Source organism: Vibrio sp. PNB23_22_6 (assembly GCF_052877535.1).
The window spans coordinates 20405-45177 of sequence record NZ_JBNFXP010000008.1 but is presented as its reverse complement, the minus strand read 5'-3'; the positions used below and the strand labels follow the sequence as shown (position 1 = coordinate 45177).

The 24773-nt window shown below is 45.5% G+C and carries 20 protein-coding genes and 1 pseudogene; 7 read left to right on the top strand and 14 right to left on the bottom strand.

Annotation, left to right across the window (positions count from 1 at the left end; all coding sequences use genetic code 11):
* Positions 1-188: 188 nt before the first annotated feature.
* Both metG and ACVA54_RS08590 read left to right on the top strand, forming a co-directional pair.
* Complete coding sequence (metG, locus tag ACVA54_RS08595) at positions 189-2240, top strand: methionine--tRNA ligase (RefSeq protein ID WP_099079522.1); 2052 nt, start codon at positions 189-191, stop codon at positions 2238-2240.
* Between the two features lie 206 nt (positions 2241-2446).
* Complete coding sequence (locus tag ACVA54_RS08590; protein WP_446642669.1) at positions 2447-3253, top strand: hypothetical protein; 807 nt, start codon at positions 2447-2449, stop codon at positions 3251-3253.
* Positions 3254-3315: 62 nt separating this feature from the next.
* Here the strand turns inward: ACVA54_RS08590 and fadR are convergent, their stop codons facing one another.
* Entirely contained in the window at positions 3316-4155 is an 840-nt protein-coding gene (gene fadR / locus ACVA54_RS08585; RefSeq protein ID WP_099079520.1) for a fatty acid metabolism transcriptional regulator FadR, read from the bottom strand.
* Between the two features lie 640 nt (positions 4156-4795).
* Between fadR and nhaB the strand changes: the two genes are divergently transcribed.
* Both nhaB and dsbB read left to right on the top strand, forming a co-directional pair.
* Positions 4796-6382, top strand: a complete 1587-nt coding sequence (gene nhaB, locus ACVA54_RS08580) for a Na(+)/H(+) antiporter NhaB (RefSeq protein WP_446596521.1) — start codon at positions 4796-4798, stop codon at positions 6380-6382.
* Between the two features lie 84 nt (positions 6383-6466).
* A complete protein-coding gene (gene dsbB, locus ACVA54_RS08575) occupies positions 6467-7003 on the top strand; it encodes a disulfide bond formation protein DsbB (protein WP_099079518.1) in 537 nt (178 codons plus the stop codon).
* A gap of 78 nt (positions 7004-7081) precedes the next feature.
* Here the strand turns inward: dsbB and ACVA54_RS08570 are convergent, their stop codons facing one another.
* Complete coding sequence (locus ACVA54_RS08570) at positions 7082-7690, bottom strand: SEC-C metal-binding domain-containing protein (protein ID WP_099079517.1); 609 nt, start codon at positions 7688-7690, stop codon at positions 7082-7084.
* Positions 7691-7841: 151 nt separating this feature from the next.
* Here ACVA54_RS08570 and dusC point away from each other — a divergent pair, with 151 nt between their 5' ends.
* The gene (gene dusC / locus ACVA54_RS08565) at positions 7842-8810 is read left to right on the top strand and encodes a tRNA dihydrouridine(16) synthase DusC (RefSeq protein ID WP_119463630.1); all 969 of its coding nucleotides are present in this window, start codon (positions 7842-7844) and stop codon (positions 8808-8810) included.
* Between the two features lie 52 nt (positions 8811-8862).
* Here dusC and ACVA54_RS08560 read toward each other — a convergent pair.
* The 5 genes and pseudogenes from ACVA54_RS08560 to yfbV all read right to left on the bottom strand — a co-directional run.
* A pseudogene (locus ACVA54_RS08560) lies at positions 8863-9139 on the bottom strand (diguanylate cyclase); the annotation flags it as partial.
* A 74-nt stretch (positions 9140-9213) separates the two neighbouring features.
* Positions 9214-10008 (bottom strand): ABC transporter ATP-binding protein, encoded by a 795-nt coding sequence (locus tag ACVA54_RS08555; protein ID WP_099079515.1) that lies wholly within the window; start codon positions 10006-10008, stop codon positions 9214-9216.
* On the bottom strand, positions 10005-10940 hold the full coding sequence (locus ACVA54_RS08550; RefSeq protein ID WP_119463631.1) for an ABC transporter permease: 936 nt from the start codon (positions 10938-10940) through the stop codon (positions 10005-10007). The genes ACVA54_RS08555 and ACVA54_RS08550 overlap by 4 nt, the downstream gene beginning before the upstream one ends.
* A 55-nt stretch (positions 10941-10995) precedes the next feature.
* The gene (locus tag ACVA54_RS08545) at positions 10996-11961 is read right to left on the bottom strand and encodes an ABC transporter substrate-binding protein (RefSeq protein ID WP_099079513.1); all 966 of its coding nucleotides are present in this window, start codon (positions 11959-11961) and stop codon (positions 10996-10998) included.
* Between the two features lie 344 nt (positions 11962-12305).
* Entirely contained in the window at positions 12306-12758 is a 453-nt protein-coding gene (gene yfbV / locus ACVA54_RS08540) for a terminus macrodomain insulation protein YfbV (RefSeq protein ID WP_099079512.1), read from the bottom strand.
* Between the two features lie 344 nt (positions 12759-13102).
* Here yfbV and ACVA54_RS08535 point away from each other — a divergent pair, with 344 nt between their 5' ends.
* Together ACVA54_RS08535 and pta are read left to right on the top strand one after the other, a co-directional pair.
* Positions 13103-14299, top strand: coding sequence for an acetate kinase (locus tag ACVA54_RS08535; protein WP_099079511.1), 1197 nt, complete (start codon positions 13103-13105; stop codon positions 14297-14299).
* Positions 14300-14432: 133 nt separating this feature from the next.
* Positions 14433-16598, top strand: coding sequence for a phosphate acetyltransferase (gene pta / locus ACVA54_RS08530; RefSeq protein ID WP_099079510.1), 2166 nt, complete (start codon positions 14433-14435; stop codon positions 16596-16598).
* A 62-nt stretch (positions 16599-16660) separates the two neighbouring features.
* Here the strand turns inward: pta and ACVA54_RS08525 are convergent, their stop codons facing one another.
* The 7 genes from ACVA54_RS08525 to ACVA54_RS08495 form a co-directional block, all read right to left on the bottom strand.
* Positions 16661-17935, bottom strand: coding sequence for an MgtC/SapB family protein (locus ACVA54_RS08525; RefSeq protein ID WP_446649525.1), 1275 nt, complete (start codon positions 17933-17935; stop codon positions 16661-16663).
* A gap of 133 nt (positions 17936-18068) precedes the next feature.
* Complete coding sequence (locus ACVA54_RS08520) at positions 18069-19010, bottom strand: glutathione S-transferase family protein (RefSeq protein ID WP_446649524.1); 942 nt, start codon at positions 19008-19010, stop codon at positions 18069-18071.
* Positions 19011-19202: 192 nt separating this feature from the next.
* Positions 19203-20195, bottom strand: a complete 993-nt coding sequence (oppF, locus tag ACVA54_RS08515) for a murein tripeptide/oligopeptide ABC transporter ATP binding protein OppF (protein WP_310648443.1) — start codon at positions 20193-20195, stop codon at positions 19203-19205.
* Positions 20192-21163, bottom strand: coding sequence for an ABC transporter ATP-binding protein (gene oppD / locus ACVA54_RS08510; protein ID WP_172438122.1), 972 nt, complete (start codon positions 21161-21163; stop codon positions 20192-20194). Before oppD ends, oppF begins: the two co-directional genes overlap by 4 nt.
* Before the next feature lie 31 nt (positions 21164-21194).
* Positions 21195-22097 carry an oligopeptide ABC transporter permease OppC gene (oppC, locus tag ACVA54_RS08505; RefSeq protein ID WP_119463635.1) on the bottom strand — a complete coding sequence of 301 codons (903 nt, stop codon included), beginning with the start codon at positions 22095-22097 and terminating at the stop codon, positions 21195-21197.
* A 15-nt stretch (positions 22098-22112) separates the two neighbouring features.
* Positions 22113-23033, bottom strand: coding sequence for an oligopeptide ABC transporter permease OppB (gene oppB / locus ACVA54_RS08500; protein ID WP_010449365.1), 921 nt, complete (start codon positions 23031-23033; stop codon positions 22113-22115).
* 107 nt (positions 23034-23140) lie between these two features.
* Positions 23141-24772, bottom strand: coding sequence for an ABC transporter substrate-binding protein (locus tag ACVA54_RS08495; protein ID WP_099079504.1), 1632 nt, complete (start codon positions 24770-24772; stop codon positions 23141-23143).
* Position 24773: the final 1 nt, after the last annotated feature.

Genomic DNA, 24773 nt, shown 5'->3' with positions numbered 1-24773 from the left:
GGTCTCCTTATATACTCAAGTCACCTAAATGCGCTTGGGTACAGTGCCTCTAATCGTAGCACCCTGAAGCAAGATTCAGAACCCCAAAAAAACTAAGGCAATCCATGGTTTGATACCTTGGCGTTAGAAGGCTCATGGGGTAGTATTACTCTCTATTTTTTATACCTATCAAAAAGCGATTATTAAGTATGGCAAACGATCCAAGAAAACTGCTGGTAACTTGTGCCCTTCCGTACGCTAATGGTTCGATTCACTTAGGTCACATGCTTGAGCACATTCAAGCTGACATCTGGGTTCGCTACCAACGCCTACGTGGCAACACTGTAAACTTCATCTGTGCTGACGATGCTCACGGCACACCAATCATGCTAAAAGCACAACAGATGGGTATTACACCAGAAGAGATGATCGCTGCAGTTAGTGAAGAGCATCAAAAAGACTTCGCTGGCTTTGATATTAGCTTTGATAACTACCACAGCACACACTCAGATGAGAACCGTGAGCTAGCTTCTCACATCTATCTTGAGCTGAAGAAGAACGGCTTTATCTCTAGCCGCACAATTTCTCAGCTGTTCGATCCTGAGAAAGAAATGTTCCTACCAGACCGTTTCGTAAAAGGTACTTGTCCTAAGTGTAAGTCAGAAGACCAATACGGTGACAACTGTGATAACTGTGGTGAAACGTACAGCCCAACCGAACTGATCAACCCGAAATCAGCGGTTTCTGGCGCAACGCCAATCATGAAAGACTCTGAGCACTTCTTCTTCGACCTACCTCAGTTCGAAAGCATGCTAAAAGAGTGGACACGTTCTGGTTCTCTGCAATCTGAGACAGCGAACAAAATGCAAGAGTGGTTCGAGTCTGGTCTGCAGCAATGGGATATCTCACGTGATGCGCCTTACTTCGGTTTCGAGATCCCTGGCGAGAAGAACAAATTCTTCTACGTTTGGCTAGACGCACCCGTTGGCTACATGGCTTCGTTCAAGAACCTATGTGACAAAACTGAAGGTCTAGACTTCGAAGAGTACTGGAAGAAAGACAGCTCGACAGAGCTTTACCACTTCATCGGTAAAGACATCGTTTACTTCCACTCTCTATTCTGGCCTGCAATGTTAGAAGGCTCTGGCTTCCGTAAGCCAAACAACGTATTCGTACACGGTTACGTAACGGTAAACGGCGCGAAGATGTCTAAATCTAAAGGTACGTTTGTTAAAGCAAGCACTTACCTAGACCACCTAGATCCTGAATGTCTTCGTTACTACTATGCCGCTAAGCTAAATAGCCGTATCGACGACCTAGACCTAAATCTTGAGGACTTCACGCAACGTGTCAACGCCGATGTAGTGAACAAGATCGTTAACCTAGCGTCTCGTAACGCAGGCTTCATCTCTAAGCGTTTTGACGGCAAGCTCGCTGAAAACTTTGCAGAACCTGAGCTATACAACGAATTCGTTGCAGCAGCAGAGCGTATTGCAGAGCTTTACGAAACTCGCGAGTTTGGTCGTGCTATCCGTGAAATCACGGCACTCGCAGACAAAGCAAACCAATACGTTGACGAAAAAGCACCGTGGGTCGTAGCAAAAGAAGAAGGCAAAGATCAGGAACTGCAAGAAATCTGTTCTGTCGGTATTAACCTGTTCCGCGTTCTGATGACTTACCTGAAACCAGTGATGCCTGCATTAGCTGCGCGTACTGAAGCGTTCCTTAACGGAGAGCTAACTTGGGAAAGCATCGCTGCACCACTTACTGGTCACGAGATCACTAAGTTCAAAGCGCTGTTCAACCGTATCGATCCTAAGAACATCGAAGCTATGATCGAAGCATCGAAAGAAGATGCTGCAGCAGAAATGGCAGCAAAAGAGAAAGCTGAAGCCGCATCGAACGAAACCGAGCTAAGCAAAGATCCAATCGCTGACGAGATCGAATTCGATGATTTCGCAAAAGTGGATCTACGTATCGCTAAGATCGTGTCTTGCGAATCAGTGCCAAAAGCAGACAAACTGCTGAAATTCCAACTGGATATCGGTGGTGAAATGCGCCAAGTATTCTCTGGTATCAAAGCAGCGTACCAGCCTGAAGATCTTGTCGGTAAATACACTGTTGTAGTAGCAAACTTGAAACCACGCAAGATGAAATTCGGCATGTCTGAAGGCATGATCCTAGCTGCAGGCCCTGGCGGGAAAGACCTTTGGATTCTTGAACCACACGAAGGTGCTCAACCTGGCATGCGTGTAATGTAATTCGTTATTTTACGCTTTCCAAAAAATCCCTGCCAAATATGGCGGGGATTTTTTTACGTTCACACTTTTGGGGAAACCCCGCACCAAATTTGTACGCTTAGCCCAAGGAAAATAACATAACCTACTGTTTTTTATGGCTTCTATTTCTGGCATTAAAGCTGCTCTTACTTAATTGCTAGGTCAAAAGCACTAACAAGGAGTTGGTTATGTTTGTTTTGATTTCTACTTTGATCTCCGTTGCTATTCTGGTGGGAATCTACCACTTAGCTAATAAGCGAGAAAAGCAGCAGGTTCGCAAGTACCGATTACTCATTCTATTACGGGATGTCACTTGTCTACTTCGTCGCCACCGAGCGGTGACCCACTACTCTTTCCAAGGTCAGCAAAATCATCACAATGAGATCGCTGCGATCAATCAAGAATTAAATAGCAAGCTGCATCAATTAATAGAGACTGCTCGTTTTGAAAATAAACCTATCTATCGAATGCTTCAGATAAAAATTGAGCAGTTGCTGAAACAATGGCAAGGATACTCGTTAGCTCGCAATCAATTAGAGCATGGAAAACTCATTCGCCACACCTTATTTTTGATGGATGAGGTCACTATAGCCTGGCTTGCTGTCTTGCAAAGAGATGACCTCTACGACGAATATCAGATGAATTGGCAAACGGTCATGGACAGTTTAGAGACGCTCACCCAGATGCGTATCAGCATTCAAGATATTCATACTCCAGGGGGCGCAATGAGAATAAAAAACGATGCGTCAATAATGGTCAGAAGGCTCAATCAGCTTGCAGTCATTAGTCCGTTAATCATCGGTTCACCTAAATCGACAAAATCCATACAAGTACTCACTGATCATCTGAACAGCGAAGAAGTATCACTCAATGAAGAAGCGTTATACGACATAACGTCCGAACTATCCTTGGTTATATTTAATGCTTACGAACAGATGCTTTCAGATATCATCGAAACCCTATATCTACCGTTACCCAAGCTGTCCTTAGCATAAACACGAAATAAAAAACCGCAGGCTTTCACACCTGCGGTTTCTGAAAACTAAATAAGAGAAACTTAACAGTCGTCTTCTGTAAAGTTGGTTGGCAGTTGCATTTTCATCTCATTCCAGATTTGCGCACTTTCCATTCCGTAGTGGCGAATGACGATTGGTAGCTGATCACGCTCACCGGTTTCGCACGTCTCCAGTAATTGACGATAAAACTTCAACGCGAGTTCACGAGATATCGGGTTTGAGAAGTAGTAACTACCGACACGATCGTACAGTTTTCTCAATCCATTAAAGATCAAACCGTAGATCTGGTTTCCAGAATGAAACGCTAAGCGTTGAAACAACATATAATCGTAGTAGTTAAACGTTTTAGCAATCAGAATTTCTTCGCGCTTTGCTTCGTCCTTTTCGTTGTCTTCTTTCACTGTTTGCAGAATTTTGTCTGCATAAGGTGAGCTCGCGATAAACGCTTCCCAAGACGAAGCATTAACCAAAGCTTCACAAGACTCGATAACGTTCTTAATGGTACGCTCTGAGCTCTCTTTGTTTGCTTTAAACGCATAGCGCATAAAAATAGGACTGATGTTAGTACGCGCAGCAAGTAGGTCCTCTACAATGTTGGTTGCGTTGTCGACATCCAAAGTCATCAGTGTATCCAAAATGTGCAGACCAGAGGTCTCCATAAATTGATTCACTTTTGTTGGTTTTCCGTGTTGGATTGTCAGCCATCCATCACGTGCTAGACGCTGTAATACTTCACGTAGAGTCGTACGTGTAACACCAATAAGTTCAGACAGCTCACGTTCAGCGGGTAAAATTGAGCCAGGAGGAAAACGGCCGTTCCAAATGCTCTCGATTATGTATTTTTCTGCGAATCCTGCAGGGCTCTTAGCCTTAATGACCATTCTATATTTATCCAGTATTGATTTCTAAGGGTCGATACGACTCATCATACCACTACTTAACGATTTGAGAAAATTAACGATCCATTAATGAAACGCTTTGCCAATATAGAGTTAATGCTCTATATATTAGTTCGAATTGAAATTCCGCCTATTTGGAACCAAGTTGGCAAAATCTATATTTTACCAACTCAACACAAGCTACAATCTCAAGAAAAATAGAGTTTACTCTGTCACATTTTAATACTCACCATTTGCAAAATAAAATTGTGTAAAACGATTAATATTATTTTTTAATTTATCATTTTTCGCAATTGGGTTGCGTTTGCAATTCAAAGTGCTTATTTCCCACCTTTTCATGGTATAGTAACGCCGTTTTGATCGCGTTATTACAATGAAAAACCAGTTTAGTCTGTTGCATTAAGGTTTGTTATTGACTAATAAGCGTCCGAGTGTAGAGTTGCGGTCAAAAATGAGCGGTGCTCAGGTTCAGGGGAAGTAACTTGGCAAGACTACAAAAATTCAATGAATTGTTGTTTTTCTAAGTTATTGTTTTAAAGGACTAACCAATAAGTCTAATAAACAGATGCTTGAGCACTATTTTTTAGTGTCTATTCATAATTTTGTTATAAAGAGAATTATCATGCCGATATCGCTCGGAAATGCCTTTATCAAGAATTTCCTTGGTAAAGCGCCTGATTGGTACAAAGTTGCCATTATCGCCTTTCTTATTGTTAACCCGATTGTTTTCTTCCTAATTGACCCATTTTTGGCGGGTTGGTTGCTTGTTGCTGAATTCATCTTCACACTGGCAATGGCGCTGAAATGTTATCCACTTCAGCCAGGTGGCCTGCTGGCGATTGAAGCCGTAGCAATTGGTATGACAAGTGCGGAGCAGGTAAAGCACGAGCTTGTTGCCAACATTGAAGTCTTACTATTGTTGGTATTCATGGTAGCCGGCATCTACTTCATGAAGAACCTCTTGCTATTTATCTTCACAAAAATTCTGCTTGGCATTCGTTCAAAAACTCTGCTTTCACTTGCATTCTGTTTTGCTGCTGCATTTTTGTCCGCCTTTTTAGATGCGTTGACAGTGATTGCCGTTGTGATCAGCGTAGCGGTAGGCTTTTATGCAATTTACCACAAGGTTGCTTCTGGTAACCCTATAGGCGATCACGACCACACTAAAGATGACACCATCACTGAACTGACTCGCGACGATTTAGAAAACTACCGTGCGTTTCTACGTTCATTGCTTATGCATGCGGGTGTAGGTACTGCTCTAGGTGGGGTAACCACCATGGTTGGTGAACCACAAAACTTGATCATCGCTAGCCAAGCAGGTTGGAACTTTGGTGAGTTCCTAATTCGAATGTCACCAGTAACACTGCCTGTATTCTTCTGTGGCCTACTTACTTGTGCTTTCGTTGAGAAACTTAATGTATTTGGTTACGGTGCAAAATTGCCTGATAACGTACGCAAGATCCTAATGGACTTTGACCTTGAAGAACGCACGACGCGTACTAACCAAGACGTCGCTAAACTGTGGGTACAAGGCATCATCGCTGTTTGGTTGATTACGGCATTAGCACTTCACCTGGCTGCCGTTGGGTTGATCGGTCTATCGGTTATCGTACTGGCGACAGCCTTTACTGGAATCATCGAAGAGCATTCAATGGGCAAAGCATTTGAAGAAGCTCTGCCATTTACCGCACTTCTTGCCGTATTCTTTGCTATCGTTGCAGTGATCATCGACCAGGAACTGTTTAAACCGGTTATCGATGCGGTACTTGCCGTAGAGGACAAAGGTACTCAGTTAGCGATGTTCTATGTGGCTAACGGCTTACTTTCAATGGTATCTGACAACGTATTCGTTGGTACGGTTTACATCAACGAAGTGAAAACGGCGCTAATTGAAGGTCAAATTACACGTGATCAGTTTGACTTGCTGGCAGTAGCAATCAATACAGGAACAAACCTACCATCGGTTGCAACGCCAAACGGTCAAGCGGCATTCCTATTCCTACTAACGTCAACGTTGGCTCCTCTGGTTCGTCTATCTTACGGACGCATGGTCATCATGGCGCTACCATATACGATCGTACTGGCACTCGTTGGCATGATGGGCATCATTTTCTTCCTTGAACCTGCCACTGCTTTCTTCTACGAAGCAGGTTGGATTATGCCGAGCACAGGTGATCTAACGCCCGCTTTGTCAGGCGGTCACTAAAATATAAGTTGATAAGGAAACTTATCCACGATAAAAAGCTCTGAGTAATCAGAGCTTTTTTCTATTTCAAACAGGAATAAAACCGTGACGATTTTTACAGCACTGAATCAGTTTTCAAAGAGACGCTTATCTTGGTTGCTCCTTCTTCTCGCTATCTTATTTTTTGAAGTCTGCGCCCTGTTTTTCCAACATGTGATGATGTTATCACCATGCGTGATGTGTATTTATGAGCGCGTGGCAATGATGGGAATTAGCGCAGCAGCGCTGATTGGTCTTATCGCACCTAACAATCCAATAATCCGTTGGTTGGGATTAGCGGCATGGGGAGCAAGCGCATACAAAGGCCTACAGCTAGCATTACAGCATGTGGACTATCAGTTTAACCCATCCCCGTTCGCGACTTGTGACCTGTTCGTAACTTTCCCAAGCTGGGCTCCTCTCAACCAATGGGTTCCTTGGATGTTTGAAGCCTACGGTGACTGTTCGAAGATCGTTTGGCAATTCTTAGGTCTTTCGATGCCTCAATGGTTAGTAGTGATCTTTGCTGGTAACTTGGTTGCTCTTGCGTTTATTTTGATTGCTCAGTTCTTTAGTAACAAACGTAAAAATCCAATTCAGTAAATCAGCCGTTGACGATAAAACGCCAACCAAAGAATAGCAAAAGCCGACCACTAGGTCGGCTTTTTATTTTGTATTCGGTCACTTACCGCAACACTGCTTGAACTTCTTGCCACTTTCGCAAGGACAAAGGTCGTTGCGACCGACCTCTTTAAATGGATTCAAGCTCTTTGATTTTTTGCCTACCATCAACTCATCGGCACCGAGTGCAACTTCATTAATCATCAAATCCAGCTGGTCAACCAAATCAGCTAGCGTTGGCGGTATTTCAATGCCTGCATCTCGCATCTGCTGTTGAGTCTGGTCTTCATCGATAGCCAGCATCATGGTCGTCAACAGCGCTTGCAGCATGCGTTGCAATCCATCATTAAGCTCGACGCCTTGCCACTGTTCTTCAATCATTGACCAAACCGACATAAAGCCTTCAGCAAAGTCTGCCAATTGGTCCGTACGGCTTTCCGTCAAAGCAAGAATCGAGTATTCATTGCATAAAATATAGTTATGCTGTTTGTGAATCTGCGCTTCCACCGCAGGCTGAATCGCTTTAAAACGGTCACCTAACAGTGGCTCTAACCAAGTTTCCGGAGTCAAAGGCTTCGTTGTCAGATTAGCAGCAAGTACTGCACCTTCCATAAACAGTGAAGATACCTCTAGTTGAACTTCTCTTTTCTCAATCAATGTGTATTGCATGACGTCTGGTTTCCCCTGAATTTGGCGGCATTATACCTCAGTCGATTTCAGATACCAGATTCTGAAGGCGTCACCTGTAGTTAATGACAAACTTAGTGGACATCGCTACAATCGCCCCCCTCTTTAATTATCAAACGGTATTAGGCAAGCTATGCGAGTTGTATTAGGCCCGATGGAAGGCGTTTTGGATCATTTGATGCGCCAAATCCTGACCGAAATAAACGACTATGACCTGTGTGTGACAGAATTTGTTCGAGTAGTTGACCAACTTCTGCCTGATCACGTATTTCATCGTTTATGCCCAGAACTCCTACAAGGCTCGCAAACTGTACCAGGTGTTCCCGTGCATGTTCAACTGCTTGGTCAAGACCCGAACTGGATGGCAGAGAACGCCATCAAAGCAGCCGAACTTGGTGCTCGTGGTGTTGACCTGAACTTTGGTTGCCCAGCCCGCTTGGTAAATAAAAGCAAGGGGGGTGCTGCGCTATTGCAACATCCAGCACTCATTCATAACATCGTAAAAGCGTGCCGTGATGCGGTGCCAAGTGATATCCCAGTTACGGCTAAAATCCGCTTAGGTTGGGAAAATCCTGACGACTGTTTTGAGATTGTCGATGCCATTCAATCCGCTGGTGCGAATGAGCTAACTGTCCATGCTCGTACTAAGCAAGGTGGGTATAAAGCATCTGAAATCAAGTGGGAATACATTACGCAGATCCGCGAACGCTTCAGTATCCCACTGATTGCGAATGGCGAGATTTGGAGCTACGAAGATGGTCAACGCTGTATTGAAACCACAGGTGTCGATTCTTTGATGGTATGCCGTGGTGCATTCAACATTCCTAACCTTGGCAATATAGTGAAATACAACCACCAGCCAATGCCTTGGTCAGAAGTCGTTGATTTGCTGATTTACTACTCTCAGTTTGAAATGAAAGGCGACAAAGGCTTGTATTATCCGAATCGCGTAAAACAGTGGTTCTCTTACTTACGTCAAGCGTACCCAGAAGCCAATGAACTGTTCCGTGAAATTCGCATTTTCAACAAAGCCGCACCTATTGTAGAACACATCCAACATTACCGTGATCGTCTCCATGCTAGCGTAAACTGCACGGCGTAATTGAATACATAAAAAAGGGCGATTGAATCGCCCTTTTACTGAACAGTTTTACTTAGAAACAAATTTTATTCTTACCCGTCGTTTTGGCTTGATAAAGTTTTTTGTCCGCAATTTTGAACAGTTCATCAAAATGCTCAAGCTTGCTAGATGACTTAAAGGCAACACCACCAGAAACCGTAAAACCTAGCTCGATAACCTTTGTTGAACTCAATACAATCGATTGAGACAGCCAGAGCAATATTTTTCTTGGTTATTTTGTTGCGCCAGACGGTTTGCATTCCTCGTCGGTTAAGCAACCCTGTCATGGGATCTTTTGCCGATAAATCCTCCTTACGAAATTACCGTATCAGAACTTTTCTTAAGGAGGATCACTTGGTAGGCGTCGTTCGTGTTTTGACTCGGCCTAGTTTAACAACAGACTGTCGTCAGCGAGCTCTTCCCCTCGGACTTTAGAGAACATTTCCAACAAGTCCGAGACTTCCATATTGGCTCGTGACTCTCCCGCCACATCGAGCACAATTTCGCCTTGGTGGAGCATCACGGTTCGGTCTCCACATGCTAACGCGTCTTTCATCGAGTGCGTCACCATCATCACCGTCAGGTCGAACTCATTCACTATGCGCTTGGTTAGATCGATAACAAATGCTGCCATACGAGGATCGAGTGCCGCTGTGTGCTCATCAAGCAGTAAAAGTTTACTATCTGATAAGGTCGCCATGACTAGGCTTACCGCTTGTCGTTGACCACCAGAAAGTAAACCAATACTGTCGCCTAATCGATCTTCTAAACCAAGCCCAAGAATGCTAATTCGTTCTTGGAACACTTTGCGTCGTTTAGCCGACAATGCCATCCCCCAGCCACGATGTTTACCTCGCATATAAGCCAGCGCCATGTTCTCTTCGATGGATAAATCACCACAGGTTCCTGCAAGTGGGTCTTGAAAAACACGAGCGCATTGGGTGGCTCGTTGAAACACGGTTCTTCGCGTCACATCTTGACCATCAATGATCACCTGCCCGCCAATCATCGGCGTTTCACCTGTGACCGCGCCTAGCAAGGTAGATTTACCCGCACCATTTGAACCAATCACGGTCAAAAACTGATGCTCAGGCACTACCAATGATACGCCTTTTAATGCACGATTTTCCAAAATGGTGCCTGGATTGAAAGTCACTTGAATATTGTTAAGCTCGATCATAGTGCCTCCCCGGACTCGTTTTTAGATGCCGATTGTTTCGCATCCGACACTCGTTGTCTGGCTTTCATACTCTGTTTAAGTTTGGGGACAATCAACGCCACCGCAACCAACACAGCAGTCACTAGATTAAGGTCGGATGCTTGCAAGCCAAACATACCCGAACTCAACGCAAATGCGACAGCGAGTCGGTATAAGATCGAGCCTATAATTACGGCGCATACCGCAACCCAAATCTTTCTGCCAGGAATTAAAGTCTGCCCTAAAATAACCGCAGCAAGACCAACGACAATGGTGCCAACGCCGGAGGTCACATCAGCAAAACTGTTGGTTTGAGCAAACAAAGCACCAGCAAAACCAACAAAACCGTTGGATAGCGCCAAACCAAAGTAGGTATAAAAGCCTGTACTCGCACCTTGCGCTGCCACCATTCGAGCGTTCACCCCGGTCGCTCTTAAACCCAAGCCGAAGTCGCTGTTTAGAAGACGTACAACAAACAGTGCGGAAAGTAAAATCAACACCCCCACGACCAGAGGTCGGATGTAGATAGGATCTCCTATAGCTTCAAATGGTGTTAGGATCGTCTCTTCGCCCAAAAGCGCCACGTTGGGTTTCCCCATGATGCGAATGTTGATGGAGAACGCCGCAATCATAGTAAGAATGGATGCCAGTAGATGTAAAATGCCACAACGGACGGCAAGGAAAGCCGTTACCCACCCTGTCATGCCACCAGCAATAATCGCCATACCGGTTGCAAGCCAAGGATTGATGCCCGCGATAATGGCCGTAGCCGCGACCGCAGCCCCCATAGGGAAACTGCCATCGACACTTAAGTCAGGGAAATCGAGAACACGAAACGTAAGGTAAACGCCCAAGGCAACCAAACCATAGATAAGGCCTATCTCGAGCGCACCAAAAAATGCAAATGCAGACATAACTGCTCCTTTCTGCACAAATTAGGTCGACATTATGCCGACCTAAAAACCACTCTTACTGCATGCTCGTCGCACGTTTCACTACAGAGCTTGGTAATGCAATACCAAGCTTGCTTGCCGCCTTTTCGTTTACCACTAAGTCAGACCCAGTCGCGACTTTAGCGTCTAACTTACCCGGGTCTTGCCCTTCTAAAATCGCCGCTACATAGTCAGCCGTCTGCACACCCACTTGATAATAATCAAAACCTAAACCTGCAATTGCACCTTTTTCAACGTACGACGTCGCACCACCAAATACAGGCTTCTTAGCTTGATTAGCGGCGACGATCATACCTTCAATCGCACTTGCTACTGTATTGTCTGTCGGCGCATAAATGACATCCGATTTTTCTGAAATAGCTTGCGTTGCAGATTGAACATCCGCACTTTTAAGCGCCGTTGCTTCTACCACTTGCAGCCCTTTTGCTTGAGCACTCTCTTTAAGCAACTGAACTAACGTTACAGCGTTTGCTTCACCAGGGTTATAAACAACACCAATCGTTTTAGCCGCTGGCAGAATTTCTTTAATTAAATCGACGTGTTGCGCGACAGGCGATAAATCAGACAAGCCCGTCACGTTTTTACCAGGCTGTTCCATGGATTGAATCAATTTTGCACCCACGGGATCCGTTACCGCTGTAAACACCACGGGAATGGAACGAGTCGCAGAGACCAAAGCCTGGGCTGATGGCGTCGCTATTCCTACCAACACATCAGGGTTTTCACCCACGTACTGGCGTGCGATTTGCACCGCAATAGCGGGGTTCCCTTGCGCGGTCTTATAATCAAACTCTAGGTTCTTGCCCTCTTCGTAGCCCTTGGCTTTCAAACCATCTAGTAGGCCTTGCCTTGCCGCATCGAGTGCTGGGTGCTCAACGATTTGAGAAACCGCAACCGTTGCCGTGCTAGCGAGAACAGTGGTAGGTAAAAAAGCAGTAGTAGCGGTTAATACGGCAGTAGCGAGTAAACGTTTAGTATTCATCATGACTCCTTGATGTGTCTTCATCCTTGCTGCCCGAGCGCCTTAAAAGTGCCGAAACACCCTCCAAAACCATAAGAGAACAGCTTGATTATTTGTGCATTTTTTGTGCATCTCTTTGTCATTATTACCGTGATTTTTTAGAAAAGAAAAGGCAGATTTAACATCAAGGCAACATTTGTGATCGCGCAGTCGCTATTTTTTGCGCACAACGTATGAAGTAGAAGAGGAAAAGAAAAGTGTTGGAACGAGCAAGATAAGCCGTTAAAGCCAAATAGCTTGATAAAAAATGGAGTGGCTTAACACTCACTCCATTCTCACAAGGGTTACATTTAAAAATTGACGAATTAGAGCCAACGCTCCAAAGCGCTTTTGTCTAACTGACGGAACGCGCGGTTCAAAATCACAGCCAGTTCTTTATATCTCGGTTTCGCTTTAGCAGGCTCCAGTGCGAAGCCAGTTTCAACGATCTTCTGATGCAACTCACGATACCAAGACGCTAATGTTGGTGGAAGCTTGGTATTAGAACGGCTTCCTAACCACCACATACCTTGTAGCGGCATACTGACCGCAAACAGTGCAACCACAATGGCTTGAGGTAGCGCATCGTAATTATTAAAAGCCATTTGAGTAAGTACGCTGATCGCCGCCACCGCTGGCATCACCTTAATGCCAAAACGCGTAGCCTTGATAATGCGTTGTTCGGGAAAAATGGCGTTCAGCTCTTTGCGAACCGGCCAGATCTCCATGTAAATTTGACCATCTTTCAGGCTATGGAACAATCCGACTTTATTACTCATACCACTCTCTCACTAAAAAATAGTTGAACATATCAACTGAAGGCGCAAAAAATTGATGAAAGTTAATATTCTTTCAAAATATTTTTGTTATCATTGCCCATTATCGCTATCCTTTGCAGACCCTCAATCTCATTGTTGCCGTTATTTACAATTTAAGCAACTCCGAGATGACCTATCTGCACGGATCGCTGCTTAGTGATGAATGGGTTCATCACTATTTCTTTATATGGATTTAGAACAATTTTTGACCAGGAATAGTACGCAGCCTCGCTGCTATCGTCTATTCTTGTGATTAATTTTCATCCTTAACTGATTTTTATCAGACGAATAACAGGTAGTCATACATGTCTAAGCTAGTTTTAGTTTTAAACTGTGGTAGTTCTTCTCTTAAGTTCGCTATTGTTGATGCGGAAACAGGTGCAGAGCATCTAACCGGTCTTGCTGAGTGTCTTCACCTTCCAGAAGCTCGCATCAAATGGAAATTGGATGGCAAGCACGAAGCTCAACTAGGCGCAGGCGCAGCTCACGAAGAAGCTCTAGCGTTCATGGTTGAAACTATTCTTGCTTCTAAGCCAGAGCTTAAAGCTAACCTTGGCGCTATCGGTCATCGTATCGTACACGGTGGCGAGCACTTCACTCAATCAGCTCTTATCTGTGATGAAGTTCTTAAAGGTATCAAAGACGCTGCGACTTTCGCACCGCTTCACAACCCAGCTCACCTAATCGGTATCGAAGCTGCTAAGCACAACTTCCCAGAGCTTAAGAACGTTGCAGTTTTTGACACGGCATTCCACCAAACAATGCCAGAAGAGTCTTACCTATACGCTCTTCCATACAACCTATACAAAGAGCACGGCATCCGTCGCTACGGCATGCACGGTACTTCACACCTATTCATCACTCGTGAAGTTGCTAACCTACTAGACAAGCCTGTTGAAGAAGTAAACATCATCAACTGTCACCTAGGTAACGGCGCTTCTGTATGTGCAATCAAGAACGGTAAATCTGTAGACACTTCTATGGGTCTAACTCCTCTTGAAGGCCTAGTAATGGGTACTCGTTGTGGCGATATCGACCCTGCTATCATCTTCCACCTGCACGACGCTCTAGGTTACTCTGTTGAGCAAATCAACAACATGCTAACTAAAGAGTCTGGTCTTGCTGGTCTAACTGAAGTGACTTCTGACTGTCGTTTCGTTGAAGACCACTACGGTGAGAAAGAAGAAGCAACGCGTGCAATGGATGTGTTCTGTCACCGTCTAGCTAAATACGTAGCAGGTTACACAGCTTCTATGGAAGGTCGTCTAGACGCAATCACTTTCACTGGCGGTATCGGTGAGAACTCTGGCCCTATCCGTGAAATGGTTCTTAACCGTCTAGCTATCTTCGGCATCGAAGTTGATGGTGAAGCTAACCTTAAAGCGCGTTTCGGTGGTGAAGGTACTATCACTACTGCAAACAGCCGTATCCCAGCAATGGTTATCTCTACTAACGAAGAGCTAGTTATCGCTGAAGACACTGCACGTCTAGCAGGTCTTTAATGATTAAACTGGCTAGCCGATCGGCTAGCCAGTTTTTCTTCCAAAGAATTCATTAGGGCTCAACTCCTATTCTCTGAACCTCATGGAATAAGAATTGAGCTTTTATCCCCCAATAGCTAAAGGTACTCTACGAATGTCTCGTACTATTATGCTTATCCCTGCAAGTGCTGGTGTTGGTCTAACTAGCGTAAGCATGGGTGTTCTTCGCGCAATGGAGCGCAAAGGCGTTAAGGTTTCTTTCTACAAACCAATTGCACAGCCACGTTCTGGCGGTGATCAACCTGATCTAACTTCAACTATCGTTGGCTACAACAGCGATATGAAGATCGGTCATCCATTAGCGATGTCTGTTGCTGAAAGCCTAATCGGTAACGACAACATGGACGAACTGCTAGAAACTATTGTTGAGCGTTACAACCAAATCAACAAAGATGCTGACGTAACACTTATCGAAGGTCTAGTACCGACTCGTAAGCACCCATTCGCTAACCAAGTGAACGCAGAAATCGCAGCAACACTCGGTGCGGAAATCGTTCTTGTTGCAACGCCTGGCACCGATAACCCTGCCCAGCTTAAAGAACGCATCGAAGTAGCATGTTCTAACTTCGGTGGTACTAAGAACAAGAACATCTCTGGCGTTATCATCAACAAGCTAAACGCACCTGTTGATGAAGCTGGTCGTACTCGTCCTGACCTATCTGAAATCTTTGATGATGCAGATAGCGCGAAGCAAAACGAAATGAAAGTGATGGAAATCTTCAACACTTCTCCAATTCGTGTACTAGGTTGTGTGCCATGGAGCATCGATCTAATCGCTACTCGTGCTGTTGACATGGCTCAGCACCTAAACGCTGCCATCATCAATGAAGGTGACATCGCGACTCGTCGTATTAAGAGCATCACGTTCTGTGCACGTTCTCTGCCAAACATGATTGAGCACTTCAAACCAGGTTCTCTACTTGTTACTTCAGCAGATCGCCCAGACGTTATCGTTGCAGCGGCACTTGCGGCAATGAACGGTGTTGAAATCGGCGCAGTTCTTCTGACTGGCGGTTACGATATCCCTAAAGAGATTGAAGGCCTATGTAAGCCAGCATTTGATACTGGTTTACCAATCTTCAAAGCGCAAGGAAACACTTGGCAGACTTCTCTGAACCTGCAAAGCTTCAGCCTAGAAGTGCCAGCTGACGATAAAGAGCGTATCGAGTTCATCAACGAGCATGTTGCGGGTCACATCGACGGTAACTGGATCGAGTCAATGACAGAAGGTACTGAGAAATCTCGTCGTCTAAGCCCACCAGCATTCCGTTACCAACTAACTGAGTTTGCTCGTAAAGCGGCTAAGCGTATCGTTCTTCCTGAAGGCGATGAGCCACGTACAGTGAAGGCGGCGGCTATCTGTGCTGAGCGTGGCATCGCGGAATGTGTGCTTCTAGGTAACCCTGAAGAAATCCGTCGCGTTGCAGCACAACAAGGCGTTGAGTTAGGTGCTGGTGTAACGATCATCAACTCTGATGAAGTTCGAGAAAACTACGTTGCTCGTCTAGTTGAGCTACGTGGCGCGAAAGGCATGACTGAAGTTGTTGCTCGTGAGAAGCTACAAGATTCAGTATTCCTAGGCACAATGATGCTTGAGAACGACGAAGTTGACGGTCTCGTTTCTGGTGCGGTTCACACAACAGCAAACACCATCGTTCCTCCGTTCCAAATCATCAAGACTGCACCTGATGCGTCTATCGTATCATCTGTATTCTTCATGCTATTACCTGACCAAGTACTGGTTTACGGTGACTGTGCGATCAACCCAGATCCAACGGCAGAACAGCTCGCTGAAATCGCTATCCAATCTGCAGATTCTGCTGCAGCATTCGGTATTGAACCACGTGTAGCGATGATCTCTTACTCTACTGGTGAATCTGGTAAGGGTGCAGACGTAGATAAAGTACGTGAAGCCACTAAGATTGCTCAAGAGAAACGTCCAGATCTCATCATCGACGGTCCTCTGCAGTACGATGCGGCTATCATGGAAAACGTTGCGGCTTCTAAAGCGCCAAACTCTCCAGTTGCAGGTAAAGCGACAGTATTCGTATTCCCAGACCTAAACACGGGTAACACGACTTACAAAGCGGTACAGCGTTCTGCAGATCTAGTATCTATCGGTCCAATGCTTCAGGGCATGCGTAAGCCTGTAAACGACCTATCTCGTGGTGCACTAGTAGACGATATCGTGTACACCGTTGCTCTAACTGCGATCCAGGCGGATCAAGCTGATCAAGCTCGTGAGAAAGTGGTTAACTAATAACCTCGCTTCCCAATAAATTCAAAACCCTTGCGATTGCGAGGGTTTTTTTTATTTTCGAATCAGTAAAAAGCAAAGAACAAACTGGCACCTAACAGCACACACCCAGTCATAACAGGCGCAACTTTAGACCACAACGCTTTATCTCCAATCGCCACCACCATCCCCATCTTCACAATGGTATTAACGGAAGCGGCAATCAAAATTCCCAGAGCGGCAGTAGTAACACTCAACGTCTGCGTACTTTGACGCCCGAGCGCCAATGAGATGGCATCAACATCAGTGATCCCCGACAAGGCGGCCAAAATTAATACCCCCGTGTTACCTAACCAACCTGAAAGCGCATGGGAGAGCAACATGATCACGGCGAGTACGACACCAAATAATAACGCAGATTGGAGCGCTAATGGGTTGGTCTGCTTATTGGACTGTTCCACTTTCTCGACGTCACTCTTACGCCAAATCCACCATGCGGGTAAGTACAGTGCAACCATCATCGCAATCACAATCGGCCAAAGCAGTGCCACTAATTGAGGATTAATCACCGATAAGACAATTAGTAAACGTGGAAACATCGTGCCACAGCTAAGTAAAATTCCACTCGCCAATAGCGGGCTTATATTGGCTTGCTCACGAGAGAGGTGAGAAAACTGCAGGGTTAACGCAGTAGAAGAGCTCAAGCCTGCAAAAACCGAGGTAAACAAAATACCTCGCTTCGCACCACCAATTTTAATCGCGAAATAGCCGACAAAAGAGATACTGGCAATCAATACCACCATCCACCAAATCTCATAGGGGTTGAGGGCTTTCCAAGGGCCATAGGCTTGGTTTGGAAGCAATGGCAGTAGAACAATTGAAATCAGTAGCAAACGCAAAGCGGCATCCAATTCATACTCTTGCAACCGCTGCAGGGCTTGGTGAAGTTCTTTTTTATTATCCAACACAATCGCGGTGATCACTGCTGCTGCTGCCGCAAGTACTACATCACCGAAGACAGCGAGGCTACCTAAAACAAAAGTGATGAGAAGGCTTACAACACCAGTAATACTGATGTCTTCACTCTTCTTCTGTTGGATGACAAAAGCAATACAGGCCAGCACCACAAGCGCAATCAGAGCAAACCCAAGCAATAAGGGAGAATAGCGCTCCGCGAGTATCCCAACCAATCCACCAAGTAAACCTACCAGTGAAAAAGTCCGAATCCCCGCAACACGGCTCCCTTCCACACTATTGCGCATCACCCAACCACGCTGAGTACCTACGATCGCACCGAGTAACAAAGCAATGAGCAGATTCCAAATAAGGTGCTCACCACTGACGAACTCATTGATATCCATACCCCACCTCAGTTCAAGATCGGTTGTTATATCATTAGTTTATGTTATCGGTAGGAAGAAGCTGTGATGGTGAGAAGATATTGAGAAAAAAGAAAAGCGCCACATCAATTGGCGCTTCTCAGAGGTTTCAAACTTAGATAGATTCTCGACCATGCGGCGACTCTAAATCCAAATCTGGACCTTTGGGCACAATCTGAGTTGGATTAATACCAGTGTGGCTAAAGTAATAATGACGCTTTATATGATAGAAGTCGGTTGTCTCTGCCACCCCTTCTACTTGGTACAACTCTTTCAAATAGCCCTGTATGTTTGGGTAATCGGCAATACGCTGTTTATTACACTTGAAATGGCCTACGTACACGGCATCAAAACGCACAAGCGTCGTAAACAAACGCCAATCTGCCTCAGTGATTTGATTACCTGCCAAGTAGCGATGCGTAGCCAAATGTACGTCGACTTTATCTAACGCAGCAAAGAGAGAGTCAAACGCTTCCTCGTACGCCTCTTGCGTGGTTGCAAAACCACAACGGTACACACCATTATTGATGTTCGGATAAATGTAGTCGTTCCATTCATCTATCACGCTCTGAAGTTTCCCTGGGTAGTAATCGTCATGATTGCCCGTTAGGTCGTTAAACTCAGAGTTGAACATGCGGATGATCTCTGAGGACTCATTCGACACAATCGTATTGGTCTTCTTATCCCATAGAACAGGAACGGTAACGCGACCTGTGTAATCGGACTTGGCTTGAGTGTAGATTTGGTGCATGCGGGTGTGGCCGAATAGTGGTTCTGGTAACATCTGCCAGCCTTCACTTAGCATATCTGGGCATACCACGGTAACATCGATGTGTTTTTCTAGGCCTTTGAGTTTACGGAAGATCAGTGTGCGATGCGCCCACGGACAAGCGAGTGAAACATATAAATGGTAGCGACCCGACTCAGGCTGGAACGTCGCATCGGGTTTGTTCTTTATCCAGTTGCGAAAACCTGCGTTTTCACGAACGAACTTACCACCGTTTGATTTTGTTTCGTACCATACATCGTGCCAAACACCTTCAACTAACTTACCCATGGCTGCTCCCCTGATATTCTGTTTTCAACTATATAAGTATATTAGAGATTCATGCACAGCTTAGAATCCGAGCATTTAGTCCATCTTGTTCAAGAATTTTGAATGAACCAAAGCAAACAGAAATCGCAGGCATAAAAAAAGCGCAACCCTATAAAAGGAGCCGCGCTTAAGCCCGTCACAGGCCGAATTTAATTACACCGCTACGTGCAAACAAGAGACTGCATGAATATCAGAACCTTGGATATTTGGTTTTGTCTTTGCACACTCATCCGTTGCTTGAGGACAGCGAGTACGGAATACACAACCCGATGGTGGGCTGATTGGAGAAGGCAGATCACCTTCTAACATCTGAATCTTCTTGCTGCGTTCAATTTCCGGATCTGGGATCGGAACAGCAGACATCAATGCACGTGTGTATGGGTGCTTTGGATCCGCAAACAGCGCTTCCGCTTCCCCCAGTTCAACCGCGTTACCTAGGTACATAACCAGTACACGGTCAGAGATGTGTTTCACGACTGACAAATCGTGCGCGATAAATACCAGTGAAAGACCCAACTCTTTTTGCAGCTCTTTCAGAAGGTTAACAACCTGAGCCTGAATCGATACGTCCAGTGCTGATACCGGTTCGTCACAGATGATCATCTTAGGCTTTAAAATCAGGGCACGTGCAATACCAATACGTTGACACTGACCACCAGAGAACTCGTGTGGGTAGCGGTTGATAACGTTTGGCAGTAGACCTACCTTCGCCATCATCTCTTTAACGCGGTCTTTCACTTCTTGCTTAGTCAGTTCTGGGAAGAACGTTTCTAGTGGCTCTGCGATGATGTCGCCCACTGTCATACGCGGGTTCAAAGAAGCCAAAGGATCTTGGAAAATCATTTGGATTTCTTTGCGCGTTTCACGGCGTTGCACTTCTTTCATCTTGGTGAGATCTTGTCCCATCCAAACTACTTGGCCATCCGTCGCTTCAACTAGACCGATAATGGCACGAGCGAACGTCGACTTACCACAGCCAGACTCACCTACTACCCCCAGCGTTTCACCTTCGTACAGGCGTACGTTTACGCCATCAACTGCTTTTAGGCTGGAAGGCTTTGACCACGGCCATGCGGATTTTGATGCAATACTGAAGTGAACTTTCAGATCAGATACATCCAGAATTAGTTTTTTATCTGTACTCATTTGCTCCAAGCCTCCCATTCAGAAAAACATGCACGCTGACGGCCATCACCAAATGGTGTCAGAATTGGTGCTTCACGTTTACAACGATCCATCACACGGTGGCAGCGATCTTGGTAAGGACAGCCAGGTGGTAGGCGAAGCAAGTTTGGTGGATTGCCTGGAATCGTTGGCAGAATCTCGCCTTCTGTATCCAGACGAGGGATAGCCTTCAACAGACCTTCCGCGTAAGGGTGACTTGGGTTGTAGAAGATTTCGTTCACTGTGCCGTACTCCATGGTACGACCCGCGTACATGACAAGTACTTTGTCACAAGAACCCGCTACGACACCAAGATCATGCGTGATCATGATGATTGCCGTGTTGAACTCAGATTTAAGTTCGTTCAGCAGGTCCATGATCTGCGCTTGAACCGTTACGTCCAATGCCGTCGTTGGCTCATCCGCAATAAGCAGCTTTGGACGACACAGCAGCGCCATTGCGATCATTACACGCTGACGCATACCGCCTGAGAACTCGTGTGGGTACATGGTGATACGCTTACGAGCTTCTGGGATTTTTACCGCTTCAAGCATGCGAACAGACTCTTCGAACGCTTCTGCTTTGCCCATACCTTTGTGCAGCATCAGTACTTCCATCAACTGATCACTGACTTTCATGTATGGGTTAAGAGACGTCATCGGGTCTTGGAAGATCATTGCGATCTGTTCAGCACGAACCTTGTTCAGCTCTTTTTCTGGAAGGTTAAGGATTTCTCGACCTTCAAATTTCGCGCTACCAGAGATAATACCGTTCTTAGCCAGTAGACCCATGATCGCGAATACAGTTTGTGACTTACCTGAACCAGACTCGCCTACGATACCTAGTGTCTCACCTTGATTCAGAGCGAAGTTCAAATCGTTTACTGCGGTTACGATACCATCTTGCGTGGTAAATTCGACGCGCAGATCTTTGACATCTAATAAACTCATCATTGCTTCCTTTATTCTTTCTATTTTTTAATTATCTGTCTTTTGGATCCAGCGCATCGCGCAGACCGTCACCAACGTAGTTGAAGCAGAATAGAGTCACAACCATGAATGCTGCTGGGAAAGCCAGCTGCCAGATTGCCACTTCCATTGTTTGCGAACCTTCTTGTAGAAGTGCGCCCCAACTTGTCATTGGTTCCTGTACACCAAGACCAAGGAATGAAAGGAATGATTCAGTCAGAATCATGCTTGGGATAAGTAGGGTTGAGTAAACCGCTACGATGCCCAGTACGTTTGGCACGATATGGCGAGTGATGATCTTCCACTTGCTCACACCACAAACGTGTGCCGCTTCAATAAACTCTTTACTACGTAGGCTTAGCGTTTGACCACGTACGATACGAGCCATATCTAGCCATGCGATAGCACCGATAGCGACGAAGATAAGAACGATGTTACGGCCGAAGAATGTTACTAGCACGATAACCAGGAACATGAACGGAACGGCGTATAGGATTTCAAGAATACGCATCATGATACGGTCAACTTTACCGCCAATGAAGCCAGAAGCTGCACCGTAAAGCGTACCAATCACAACCGCAACCAATGCACCCAAAACACCGACCATCAGAGAGATACGGCCGCCAATCAGCGTACGAACGTAAAGATCACGACCTAAACTGTCCGTACCAAACCAGTGATCCGCGTTTGGACCAACGTGCATCGCGTACCAATCGGTATCATCGAATGCGTAAGGAGCCATCATCGGCAAGAAGATAACCGCAAGGGTCATCAATGTAAGGATAAACAAGCTAACCATTGCCGCTTTGTTGCGCATAAAGCGGATGCGGGCATCTTGCCATAAGCTACGACCTTCAACTTCTAGGCTTTCTGCAAATTGCTCGACCGCTTGAAGATTCTCTTTTTTCGTTAACATAACCATACTTCCCTGTTAGTAGCGAATTTTCGGGTCAATCATTGCTAGCAGAATATCAACGATCGCATTGAACAGAATGAATAGGAAACCAATAAGGATGGTGACTCCCATTACTAACGAATAGTCACGGTTAAAGGCTGCATTTACGAACAGCTTACCGATGCCAGGTAGACCAAAGATGGTCTCAACAACCACCGAGCCGGTAATAATGCCGACAAACGCTGGTCCCATGTAGGACACAACTGGAAGTAGAGCTGGTTTTAATGCGTGCTTCAGGATGATGTAACGGTAACTTAGACCTTTCGCACGAGCTGTACGGATAAAGTTACTGTTCAATGTCTCAATCATTGAACCACGAGTGATACGAGCAAACGTGGCGACATAAAGCAGTGACATAGCAATCACAGGAAGCACCAAATATTGCCATGAGCCATCATGCCAACCACCCGCAGGGAATAAATTCCAGTGGAGCGAGAACAAGTAAATCAAAGCTGGTGCCAACACAAACGATGGCATTACGACCCCGAGCATCGCCGTCGACATAATGGTGTAATCAAGCCACGAGTTTTGTTTGAGCGCGGCTATAGTCCCGATCGTCACCCCCAGAATTACCGTGAAGATAAAGGCAATGAAACCCACCTTCGCCGATACGGGTAGCGCTACCGAGATTAGCTCGTTTACTGTGTAATCTAAGTATTTAAATGAAGGACCAAAGTCACCTTGGATAACGTTAGTCAAGTACGTGGTGTACTGCTCAAACACTGGCTTATCTAGGCCGTATTTAGCTTCAATGTTGGCCATAACTTCTGGCGGTAATGGACGCTCGCTCGAGAATGGGTTACCCGGTGCGAAACGCATAAGAAAGAAAGATACGGTGATCAAAACCAACATTGTTGGGATCGCCTCAAATATCCTTTTTGCGATGAATTTAAGCATAAACTCACTCTTTCAGTCTGTGACAGTTAAAAAAATTGATGATAGGCACCGCACGTCCCTTAATGGGACGTGTGGGCCTTATTCTTATAGTCTTGAAGCGACTTTAATTAGTCTGCTTTGATGTAAAGATCTTTGGTGTAGATCTTTTCTTCCGCGTTGTTAGCAGGGAAACCACCAACGTGCGGGTTTAGTAGACGAGAACGAACATACTGGTAAATAGGCGCGATAGGCATATCTTTCGCCATCAGTTGCTCAGCTTCTAGGTAGATCTTGGTACGCTCTTCTTCTGAAGTCGATTTGATCGCTTTGTCGATCAGAGCATCGTACTCTTTGTTACCCCAGTGCTGGCCACCAGTGGTGTTCGAGCTAACCATAAGGGTTAGGAATGAAGATGCTTCGTTGTAGTCGCCACACCAACCAGCACGCGCGACTTCGAAATCACCTTGGTCTTTAGTAGATAGGTAAGTTTTCCACTCTTGGTTTTCTAGCGTTACGTCTAGACCTAGAGTTTTCTTCCACATAGAACCCAGCGCTACCGCTAGTTTCTTGTGGTTCTCATCTGTGTTGTATAGAAGAGAGAACTTAAGCGGGTTGTCTTTACCGTAACCTGCTTCTGCCAATAGGCGTGCCGCCTCTTCGTTACGCTCTTTTTGCGTCATCTTACCGTAAGTTGGAAGCTCAGGGTTAAAGTGCGCTGTGATTTCAGGCGTTAGGAAGTAAGCTGGTTTTTGGCCTTGGCCAAGAATTGCATTTGCCACGATGTTACGGTCAATCGCGTAAGAAATCGCTTTACGAATGCGAACGTCGTTGAACGGCTCTTTATTAGTGTTGAATGAGTAGTAGTAAGTGCATAGGCTGCCTTCAACCGATACTGACTCAGGGTATTCTTTCTTCAGACGCTTAAAGTGCTCAGTCGGCAGTTTAGACGTGAAGTCGATTTCACCAGATAAGAAACGGTTCATTTCAGCAACGCCGTTCTCGATTGGAAGGTACGTTACTTTGTTGATAACTGTCTTATCGTTATCCCAGTATTCGTTGTTACGAACAAGCTCTAGACGCTCGTTCACAACCCAGTTGTTTACCACATAAGCGCCGTTACCTACAAAGTTTTCTGGTTTCGTCCATTGATCACCAAACTTCTCAACTGTCGCTTTGTGTACTGGTTTCATTGTTGTGTGACCAGCCATCATTACAAAGTAAGGAACCGCTGTGTCTAGTTCAACCACTAATGTGTGGTCGTCAGTCGCTTTAACACCTAGCTCGCTCTTGTCTTTCTTACCTGCAACGATGTCTTTCGCGTTTTTCATCTTGGTGTATTCCATGTACCAAGAGTATGGCGAAGCGGTTGCAGGATCGACGGCACGCTGCCAGCTGTATACGAAGTCTTGTGCTGTTACAGGATCGCCGTTAGACCATTTAGCGTCTTTACGTAGGTGGAAAGTGAAAGTTTTGTTGTCTGAGGTTTCCCAGCTCTCTGCTACACCAGGGATAGTGTCGCCGTCTGCATTTTGGTTCACTAAGCCTTCAAGAAGATCACGAATCACATGTGATTCTGGAACACCTTGAGATTTATGCGGGTCAATTGTTGCAACTTCAGTACCGTTACCACGAACGATTTCTTGTTTGTCAGCGAGTTTAGTGCCTGCTGGAACGTCAGCAGCGAAAGCGGTAGTAGAAGAGGCAGCCACTGCCAGACCAGCGCCTAAAAGAAGGGCTTTGGTGATTTTATTCTTGTACATG

What these genes read in the sequence shown, in the direction of transcription:
- metG (WP_099079522.1), top strand. Translation starts at nt 189, where the DNA reads ATGGCAAACGATCCAAGAAAACTGCTGGTAACTTGTGCCCTTCCGTAC.
- ACVA54_RS08590 (WP_446642669.1), top strand. Translation starts at nt 2,447, where the DNA reads ATGTTTGTTTTGATTTCTACTTTGATCTCCGTTGCTATTCTGGTGGGA.
- fadR (WP_099079520.1), bottom strand. Translation starts at nt 4,155, where the DNA reads ATGGTCATTAAGGCTAAGAGCCCTGCAGGATTCGCAGAAAAATACATA.
- nhaB (WP_446596521.1), top strand. Translation starts at nt 4,796, where the DNA reads ATGCCGATATCGCTCGGAAATGCCTTTATCAAGAATTTCCTTGGTAAA.
- ACVA54_RS08570 (WP_099079517.1), bottom strand. Translation starts at nt 7,690, where the DNA reads ATGCAATACACATTGATTGAGAAAAGAGAAGTTCAACTAGAGGTATCT.
- dusC (WP_119463630.1), top strand. Translation starts at nt 7,842, where the DNA reads ATGCGAGTTGTATTAGGCCCGATGGAAGGCGTTTTGGATCATTTGATG.
- ACVA54_RS08555 (WP_099079515.1), bottom strand. Translation starts at nt 10,008, where the DNA reads ATGATCGAGCTTAACAATATTCAAGTGACTTTCAATCCAGGCACCATT.
- ACVA54_RS08550 (WP_119463631.1), bottom strand. Translation starts at nt 10,940, where the DNA reads ATGTCTGCATTTGCATTTTTTGGTGCGCTCGAGATAGGCCTTATCTAT.
- ACVA54_RS08545 (WP_099079513.1), bottom strand. Translation starts at nt 11,961, where the DNA reads ATGAATACTAAACGTTTACTCGCTACTGCCGTATTAACCGCTACTACT.
- yfbV (WP_099079512.1), bottom strand. Translation starts at nt 12,758, where the DNA reads ATGAGTAATAAAGTCGGATTGTTCCATAGCCTGAAAGATGGTCAAATT.
- ACVA54_RS08535 (WP_099079511.1), top strand. Translation starts at nt 13,103, where the DNA reads ATGTCTAAGCTAGTTTTAGTTTTAAACTGTGGTAGTTCTTCTCTTAAG.
- pta (WP_099079510.1), top strand. Translation starts at nt 14,433, where the DNA reads ATGTCTCGTACTATTATGCTTATCCCTGCAAGTGCTGGTGTTGGTCTA.
- ACVA54_RS08525 (WP_446649525.1), bottom strand. Translation starts at nt 17,935, where the DNA reads ATGGATATCAATGAGTTCGTCAGTGGTGAGCACCTTATTTGGAATCTG.
- ACVA54_RS08520 (WP_446649524.1), bottom strand. Translation starts at nt 19,010, where the DNA reads ATGGGTAAGTTAGTTGAAGGTGTTTGGCACGATGTATGGTACGAAACA.
- oppF (WP_310648443.1), bottom strand. Translation starts at nt 20,195, where the DNA reads ATGAGTACAGATAAAAAACTAATTCTGGATGTATCTGATCTGAAAGTT.
- oppD (WP_172438122.1), bottom strand. Translation starts at nt 21,163, where the DNA reads ATGAGTTTATTAGATGTCAAAGATCTGCGCGTCGAATTTACCACGCAA.
- oppC (WP_119463635.1), bottom strand. Translation starts at nt 22,097, where the DNA reads ATGTTAACGAAAAAAGAGAATCTTCAAGCGGTCGAGCAATTTGCAGAA.
- oppB (WP_010449365.1), bottom strand. Translation starts at nt 23,033, where the DNA reads ATGCTTAAATTCATCGCAAAAAGGATATTTGAGGCGATCCCAACAATG.
- ACVA54_RS08495 (WP_099079504.1), bottom strand. Translation starts at nt 24,772, where the DNA reads ATGTACAAGAATAAAATCACCAAAGCCCTTCTTTTAGGCGCTGGTCTG.